Raw genomic sequence first — 9,392 nt, forward strand, 5'->3', positions numbered from 1 at the left:
CCCCGCTCCAGCAGGGCCTGTTCTTCCACGCCGTCTACGACGACCAGGGCGAGGACGTCTACACCGTCCAGCTCGCCCTCGACATCGAAGGCCCGCTGCGCCCGCGGTCCCTGCGCGCCGCCGCCGAGACCCTGCTCGCCCGGCACCCCGTGCTGCGCGCCGCCTTCCGCGACGACGCCGGCCTCACCGCCCCCGTCCAGGTGGTCCCGGCCCGCGTCGAGCTGCCCTGGACCGAGATCGACCTCACCGGGCTGCCCGAGGACGAGCGGGCCGACACGGTCGCCGACTGGATGACCCGGGACCGGGCCGTGCGCTTCGACCCGGCCCACGCTCCGCTGCTGCGCTTCGCCCTGCTCCGCACCGGTGCCGAGCGGCACCGGCTGGTCCTGACCAACCACCACATCCTGCTCGACGGCTGGTCCATGCCCGTCCTCGTCAAGGAGCTGCTGACGCTCTACGGCCGCTCCGGCGACGGCTCCGCCCTGCCCCGCGTCACGCCCACCCGCGACTACCTGACCTGGCTCGCCGGCCAGGACCGCGGCGCCGCCGAGGCCGCCTGGCGCCAGGCCCTCGACGGCCTGACCGAGCCCACCCTGGTCGCCCCCGCCGGCCGCGACGCCGGACCCGCCGCGCCCGACCGGGTCACCGTCGACCTGCCGGCCGAGACCACCGCGCGGCTCACCGACGCCGCCCGGACCGGCGGGTTCACCCTCAACACCCTTCTCCAGGCGGCCTGGGCGATGGTCCTCGGCCAGCTCACCGGCCGGAGCGACGTGGTGTTCGGAGGCACGGTCTCCGGCCGTCCGCCGCAGGTCCCCGGCATCGAGTCGATGGTGGGCCTGTTCATCAACACCCTCCCCGTCCGGGTCGCCCTGGACCCGGCCGAACCGCTCGCCGGCCTGCTGGCACGTCTCCAGGCCCAGCAGGCGGGCCTGATGGACCACCAGTACCTGGGCCTGACCGACCTCCAGCAGGCCACCGGCCTCGGAGAGCTCTTCGACACCCTCGTCGTCTTCGAGAACTACCCCCTTGACGCCGACGTCCTCGAGATCGGTGCCGGCCTGCGGGTCACCGGCATCGAGGGCCACGACGCCACCCACTACCCGCTGATCCTCACCGCGGTCCCCGGCGAGCGCCTCCAGCTGCGCCTGGACTTCCGTACCGACCTGTTCGACGCGTCCGCCGCCCGGGCCCTCGTCGACCGTCTGACCGGCGTCCTCCAGGACGCCCCCGCCCTGCTGGGCGCCCCGGTCGGCCGGATCCCGCTGCTGCCCGCCGCCGAACGCGACCGGCTGCTCGTCGCGTTCAACGACACGGCCCAGGACGACGGCCCCGGCGACCGGACCGTCACCGGCCTCTTCGCCGACCTCGTCTCCTGGGCGCCGGCCACCGAGGCCGTGGTCTGGGACGAGGGCACCTGGTCGTACCGCGACCTCGACACCCGTGCCCGTCGCCTCGCCCACCGCCTGATCGCCGCGGGCCTGCGCCCGGAGGACCGGGTGGCCCTGCTCATGGAGCGCTCGCCCGACCTGGTCGCCGCCGTACTCGGCGTCCTCAAGGCCGGCGGCGCGTACGTACCGCTCGACCCGCGCTTCCCGCAGGCCCGGATGCGGCACATCCTCGCCGAGACCGGCGCCACCGTCCTGATCGCCGACACCGCCGCCGCGGCCACGGCGGTCACTGGCGACGACGCCGACGGCCCGCAGCCGACCGTCATCGAGGCCGGCCCGGCGTTCGCCGACGGCCCCGCCCACGACCCGGGTGTGCCCGTCCACCCGGACCAGCTGGCCTACGTCATGTTCACCTCCGGCTCCACCGGCCTGCCCAAGGGCGTCGGCGTCACCCACCGCGACATCGTCGCCCTCGCCGAGGACCGCCGCTTCACGTCCGGGCACGAGCGGGTGCTGCTGCACTCGCCCACCGCCTTCGACGCCTCCACCTACGAACTGTGGGTGCCGCTGCTCGGCGGCGGCCAGGTCGTCGTCGCCCCCGCCGGGGACCTCGACGCGGTCCGGCTGCGCGAGACCGTCACCCGGCACGGCGTGAGCGCCCTGTGGCTGACGGCCGGCCTGTTCCGGCTGATCGCCGAGGACGGCCCCGGCTGCCTGGCCCGGGTCAGCCAGGTGTGGACCGGCGGCGACGTCGTCCCCGCCGCCGCGGTCCGCCGGGTCCTCCAGGCCTGCCCCGGCCTGACGGTCGTCGACGGCTACGGCCCCACGGAGACCACCACGTTCGCCACCACCCACCCCGTCCCGTCGGCCGCCGACGTCGCCGACAGCGTGCCCATCGGCCGCCCCCTGGACGGCATGCGCGCCTACGTCCTCGACGCCGCGCTGCGCCCCGTACCGCACGGCGTCCCGGGCGAGCTGTACCTCGCCGGTGCCGGCCTGGCCCGCGGCTACCTGGGCCGGCCCGCCCTGACCGCCGAACGCTTCACCGCCGACCCGTACGGTCCGGCCGGCGCGCGCATGTACCGCACCGGCGACCTGGTCCGCTGGAGCGCCGACGGTCACCTCGACTACCTCGGCCGGACCGACGACCAGGTCAAGGTGCGCGGTTTCCGCATCGAGCTCGGCGAGATCGAGGCCGTCCTCGCCCGGCACCCCGGCGTCGCCCAGGTGGCCGTGATGGTCCGCGAGGACACCCCAGGGGACCAGCGCATCGTCGCCTACACGGTGGCCGCGCCGGGTACCGCGGCGTCCCCGGCCGAGCTGCGTGAGCACGCCGCCGACGGGCTGCCCGCCTTCATGGCGCCCTCCGCGTACGTGTCCCTGGACACGCTGCCGCTGACCGGCAACGGCAAGGTGGACCGGCGGGCCCTGCCCGCCCCCGACCTCGCTGCCGGCGCCGACGGCCGGGCACCGCGCACCCCGCAGGAGGAGATCCTCGCCGGGCTGTTCGCCGAGATCCTCGGCCTGCCCGCGGTCTCGGCCGACGACAGCTTCTTCGACCTCGGCGGACACTCCCTCCTCGCGACCCGCCTCGTCAGCCGGATCCGCCCCGTCTTCGGCGTCGAACTCGCCGTGCGCACCCTGTTCGAAGCCCCGACCGTCGCCGCCCTCGCCACCCGGATCGCGGGCGCGGACCGGGCCCGTACCGCGCTGACCGCGCGGCCGCGGCCCGAGGAGGTACCGCTCTCGCCCGCCCAGCGCCGGCTGTGGTTCCTCAACCGGTTCGAGGGCCCGAGCGCCTCGTACAACCTGCCGCTGGCCCTCCGCCTCGACGGCGACCTCGACGCGGCCGCGCTGCGCGCCGCCCTCGGCGACGTCACCGACCGGCACGAGAGCCTGCGGACCGTGTTCCCGGAGCTGGACGGCCGACCACGCCAGTGGGTGCTGCCGGCCGGCGTGTCCGCGCCCGCACTGCCCGTTGTCGAGGTGGCGGCCGACGACCTGGAGGCCGCACTCGCCGACGCGGTCGCCGAGGGCTTCGACCTGACGGCCCAGGCCCCGCTGCGGGCCCGGCTGCTGCGGATCTCGGCCACCGAGCACGTCCTGGTCGTGGTCCTGCACCACATCGCCGGCGACGGCTGGTCGCTGGCCCCCTTCGCCCGCGACCTGGGCACCGCCTACGACGCCCGGCGCCGCGGCCACGCCCCCGCCTGGGAGCCGCTGCCGGTCCAGTACGCCGATTACACGCTGTGGCAGCGCGAGGTCCTCGGCGACGAGAACGACGCCGACAGCCCGCTCGCCCGGCAGATCGACCACTGGCGCACCACCCTGGCCGGGCTGCCGGAGGAACTGGCCCTGCCCACCGACCGGTCCCGCCCCGCCGAGGCCAGCCACCGCGGTGAGTCCGCCCCGCTGACCGTCCCCGCCGACGTGCACGAGCGGATCGTCGCCGTCGCCCGCGCGCACGACGCCAGCGTGTTCATGGTCGTCCAGGCGGCACTGGCCGCCCTGCTGCACCGCCTCGGCGCCGGCGACGACATCCCCGTCGGCAGCGTCATCGCCGGCCGCACCGACCAGGCCCTCGACGACCTGGTGGGCTTCTTCGTCAACACCCTCGTGCTGCGCACCGACCTGTCGGGCGCGCCCACCTTCGCCGAACTCCTCGGCCGGGTACGGGAGTCCGACCTGGCGGCGTACGCGCACCAGGACGTGCCCTTCGAGCGGCTGGTGGAGGTCCTCAACCCGGTGCGCTCGCTGGCCCGCCACCCGCTGTTCCAGGTGATGCTGGCCTTCCAGAACAACGCCGAGGCCACCCTCGACCTCGACGGCCTGCGCGCCACCGCAACTCCGGTACGCCTGGACGCCGCCAAGTTCGACCTGCTGTTCTCCCTGGAGGAGACCTTCACCGCCGACGGCCCCGCCGGGCTGCGCGGTGTCGTGGAGTACTCCGCCGACCTGTTCGACCGCGCCACCGCCGAGACGATCGGCGCCCGCCTGGCCCGGCTGCTGGACGCCGTCACCGCCGACCCGCAGCTGCCGGTCAGCGCCGTCGACGTCCTCACCGACGCCGAGCGCGCCCAGGTCCTCGGCGAGTGGAACGACACCGGCCACGAGGTCGCCGACGCCACCGTGCCCGAGCTGTTCCGGGCCCAGGCCGCCCGCACCCCGCACGCCCCCGCCGTGCTGCACGCCGGCGTGGAGCTGACGTACGGCGAACTCGACGCCCGCGCAAACCGGCTCGCCCGGCTGCTCATCGCCGAGGGCGCCGGCCCCGAGCGGTTCGTCGCGCTGACCCTGCCCCGCACCGCCGACATGATCGTGGCGCTGCTGGCCGTACTGAAGTCCGGCGCCGCCTACCTGCCCGTCGACCCCGGCTACCCGGCCGACCGCATCGCGTACATGCTGGCCGACGCCCGGCCCGCGCTCGTGCTCACCACCGCCGAGGCCGCGGCCGTCCTGCCCGAGGGCGTGCGCACCCTGCTCCTGGACGACGAGGCGGTGCGCGCACGCCTCGCTGCGCAGCCCGACGGCGAGGTCACCGACACCGAACGCCTCCGCCCCCTGGACGTACGCCACCCCGCCTACGCCATCTACACCTCCGGCTCCACCGGCCGGCCCAAGGGCGTCGTCGTCGCCCACCGCAACGTCGCCGACTTCGCCGCCTGGGCCCGGGACGCCATCGGCGCCGAGCGGCTCTCGGACGTCCTCGCCGCGACCTCGCTCAACTTCGACGTGTCCGTCTTCGAGATGTTCGGCCCGCTGCTGACCGGCGGCCGCATCGAGATCGTCCGCGACGTCCTCGCCCTGCTGGAGGCCGCCCCTGGCCGCCACTACAGCCTGGTCAGCGCCGTCCCCTCGGCACTCGCCCACACCCTCGCCCAGTCCGGCGCCCCCCGCTTCGGCGCCGACCTGGTCGTCCTGGCCGGCGAGGGCCTGTCCGCCCACACCGCCGACGCCATCCGCGCCGCCGTACCCGGCGCCGCCCTGGCCAACATCTACGGACCCACCGAGGCCACCGTCTACGCCACCGCCTGGTACGACGCGCCCGGCCACACCTCCGGCGAGCGCACCCCGCCCATCGGCCGGCCCCGGCACAACACCCGGGCCCTGGTGCTCGACGAGGGCCTGCGCCCGGTGCCTCCCGGCGTCGCCGGCGAGCTCTACCTCGCCGGTTCCGGCCTGGCCCGCGGCTACCTGGGCCGGCCCGGCCTGACCGCCGAGCGCTTCGTCGCCGACCCGTACGGTCCGGCCGGCACCCGGATGTACCGCACCGGCGACCTCGTGCGGTGGAGCACCGACGGCGAGATCGAGTACCTGGGCCGCACCGACTTCCAGGTCAAGGTGCGCGGCTTCCGTATCGAGCTCGGGGAGATCGAGGCCGTCCTGGCCCGGCACCCCGGCATCGGCCAGGTGGCCGTCGTCGTCCGCGAGGACACCCCCGGCGACCAGCGCATCGTCGCCTACGCCGTGCCCGCGGCCGGAGCGGACGCCGCCCGGGCCGGGGACCCGGCCGCGCTGCGCGCCCACGTGGCCGCCGCCCTGCCCGAGTACATGGTCCCCTCCGCCTTCGTCACGCTGGCCGCGCTGCCGCTCAACCCCAACGGCAAGCTCGACCGGCGCGCCCTGCCCGCCCCCGACTTCGGGGCCGCGGCCGGCGCCGGCCGCGCCCCGCGCACCCCGCTGGAGGAGCAGCTGACCGTGCTCTTCGCCGAGGTCCTCGGCGTCGAGGGGATCTCCGTCGACGACAGCTTCTTCGACCTCGGCGGTCACTCCCTGCTCGCCACCCGCGTCGTCAGCCGCGTCCGCACCCTGTTCGGCGCCGAACTCGCCGTGCGCACCCTGTTCGAGGCCCCGACGGTCGCCGCGCTCGCCGAACGGCTGGCCGACGCCGGCCGCCAAGTGGGCCGCCCCGCCCTGGTGGCCCGCGTCCGGCCGGAATCCGTCCCGCTGTCGCCCGCCCAGCGCCGGCTGTGGTTCCTCAACCGCTTCGAGGAGCGCACCGGCACCTACAACCTGCCGCTGGCCGTACGGCTCACCGGCGACCTCGACACCGACGCCCTGACCGCCGCCCTGGGCGACGTCGTGGCCCGCCACGAGGCGCTGCGCACCGTCTTCCCCGACACCGACGGCCGGCCCCGCCAGCAGGTCCTCGCCGCCGGCACGGTGGCACCGGCCCCGCTCGTCGCCCCCTACACCGGGACGGCGCTCGCCGAGGCCGCCGCCCGCGACTTCGACCTCGCCACCGAAGTACCGGTGCGCGCCCACCTGTTCACGGTGGACGCCACCACGCACGTCCTGCTGCTGGTCGTCCACCACATCGCCGCCGACGGCTGGTCCATGGCCCCACTCGCTCACGACCTCGCCCAGGCGTACGCGGACCGCCGCGCCGGCCGGGCCCCGTCCTGGGAGCCGCTGCCCGTCCAGTACGCCGACTACACCCTGTGGCAGCGCGACGTCCTCGGCGACGAGGACGAGGCGGGCAGCGAACTCGCCCGCCAGATCGGCTACTGGCACCGGACCCTGGCCGGGCTGCCCGAGGAACTGGCCCTGCCCACCGACCGCCCCCGTCCCGCGCAGGCGAGCTTCCACGGCGGCACCGTGCCCCTGCACCTGCCCGCACCGGCCCATGCCCGGCTCGCCGACCTGGCCCGCGCCTCCCGCTCCAGCGTCTTCATGGTCGTCCAGGCCGCGCTGGCGGCCCTGCTCGCCCGGCTCGGCGGCGGCAGCGACATCCCGATCGGCTCCCCGATCGCCGGCCGCACCGACGAGGCCCTCGACGACCTCGTGGGCTTTTTCGTGAACACCCTGGTGCTGCGCACCGACGTATCCGGCGACCCCACCTTCCACGAGCTGCTGGCGCGGGTGCGCGAGAGCGACCTGGCGGCGTACGCGCACCAGGACGTGCCCTTCGAGCGGCTGGTGGAGGTGCTCAACCCCGAGCGCTCCCTGGCCCGCCACCCGCTCTTCCAGGTCATGCTCTCCCTGCAGAACAACGCCGCCGCCGCCCTGGACCTCGACGGCCTGACCGTCGCGCCGCACCAGGTCACCGTCGACGGCGCCAAGTTCGACCTGTCCTTCCAGCTCGCCGAGGAGTTCACGGCCGACGGCGCCGCCGCCGGGATCGGCGGCCGCGTCGAGTACGCCACCGACCTCTTCGACCCGGAGACCGTGGCCGCACTCGCGGACCGCTTCGTCCGTGTCCTCACCGACCTGGTCACCCGGCCCGACCGGCAGCTGTCCCGGCTCGAGGTCCTCACCGACGCCGAACGCCACACCCTGCTCACCGAGTGGAACGACACCGCCCGCCCGGTGCCCGCCGACACCCTGCCCGCTCTCTTCGAACGGCAGGCGGCGCGCACCCCGGACCGGACCGCGCTGGTGGCCGGCGCCGAGCGGCTGACCTTCGCCGAGCTCGACGCCCGCGCCAACCGGCTGGCCCACCTGCTCGCCGGGCACGGCATCGGGGCGGAGGACTACGTCGCCGTCGCCCTGCCCCGCACCGCCGACCTCGTCGTCGCCGTGCTCGCCGTCACCAAGGCCGGCGCCGCGTTCGTCCCCGTCGACCCCTCCCACCCCGCCGACCGCGTCGCCCAGGTGCTCCAGGACGCCGGCACCGTGGCCGTGATCACCGCGGCCGAGGCCCGCGAGGTGCTGGCCCCGGACCGCGGCGGCCTGCGCATCGACCTGGAGTCGCCCGCCGTCCGGCAGGCCCTGCGCGCGCTGCCGGACACCTCACCGGCCGCGGCCGGCCGGGTCCGCCCGCTGGACGCGCGCCACCCGGCGTACGTCATCCACACGTCCGGCTCCACCGGCCGGCCCAAGGGCGTCGTCGTCCCGCACGCGGGTCTGGTGAACCTCTTCCACCACCACGTCGACACGCTCTACGCGGCCGAGACCGCGGCCGCCGGTCGCCCCCTGCAGGCCGCGCTCACCGCCGCCGTCTCCTTCGACGCCTCCCTCGACCCGCTGCTGTGGCTGGTCGCCGGGCACGAACTCCACCTCGTGGACGACGACACCCGGCGCGACGCGCCCGCCCTCGTCGAGTACGTCCGCACGCACGGCATCGACTTCATGGAGCTCACCCCGTCCTACGCCGAACAGCTCCTCGAGGACGGTCTCGTCCGCGACGAGCGGGCCCGCCCCCGCATCCTCGCCCTCGGCGGCGAAGCGGTGAGCCCCGCCCTGTGGCAGGAGCTCGCGCGGACCCCCGGGATCACCGGCTACAACCTGTACGGCCCGACCGAGGCCACCGTCGACACCCTCACCGCCCGCACCTCGGACGTGTCCCGGCCGCTGATCGGCCGTCCCGTCGGCAACGCCCGTACCTACGTACTGGACGAGCGGCTGCGGCCGGTCGCCCCGGGCGTGGCCGGCGAGCTGTACATCGCGGGCGCCGGTCTGGCGCGCGGCTACCTCGGCCGCGCCGACCTGACCGCCGAGCGGTTCGTCGCCGACCCGTACGGCCCGGCCGGCACCCGGATGTACCGCACCGGTGACGTGGTCCGCTGGACCCGTGACGGGCAGCTCGACTACCTGGGCCGCTCCGACGACCAGGTCAAGATCCGCGGCTTCCGCATCGAACTGGGTGAGATCGAGACCGTCCTGGCCCGCTACGAGGGCGCGGCCCGGTCCGCCGTGGTCGTCCGCGAGGACACCCCCGGCATCAAGCGGCTCGTCGCGTACGTCGTCCCGCGCCAGGGCGTCCCCTTCGACGCGGACGTGGTCCGCTCGCACCTGGCCGCGGTCCTGCCGGAGTACATGGTCCCGGCGGCCTTCGTCGCCCTGGACGCCCTTCCCCTGACCCCCAACGGCAAGCTGGACCGCAAGCGGCTCCCGGCGCCCGAGTACCGGGGCACGACGGCGGGCCGGGCCCCCGGCACCGAGCGCGAGGCCCTGCTGTGCGCGCTCTACGCCGAGCTGCTGGGTGTGGAGTCGGTGTCGGTGGAGGACAGCTTCTTCGAGCTGGGTGGCGACAGCATCGTGTCGATCCAGTTGGTGAGC

The 9,392-nt window shown here is 75.6% G+C and carries 1 protein-coding gene; it reads left to right on the forward strand.

Going from position 1 to position 9,392, the window contains the following annotated elements:
- A partial coding sequence (locus tag ACIPXB_RS36910; RefSeq protein WP_401457363.1) for an amino acid adenylation domain-containing protein occupies nt 1-9,392 on the forward strand: 9,392 nt, incomplete at both ends.

Origin of the sequence: Streptomyces sp. NPDC090022 (assembly GCF_044748145.1) — a bacterium.
Lineage (GTDB): Bacteria > Actinomycetota > Actinomycetes > Streptomycetales > Streptomycetaceae > Streptomyces.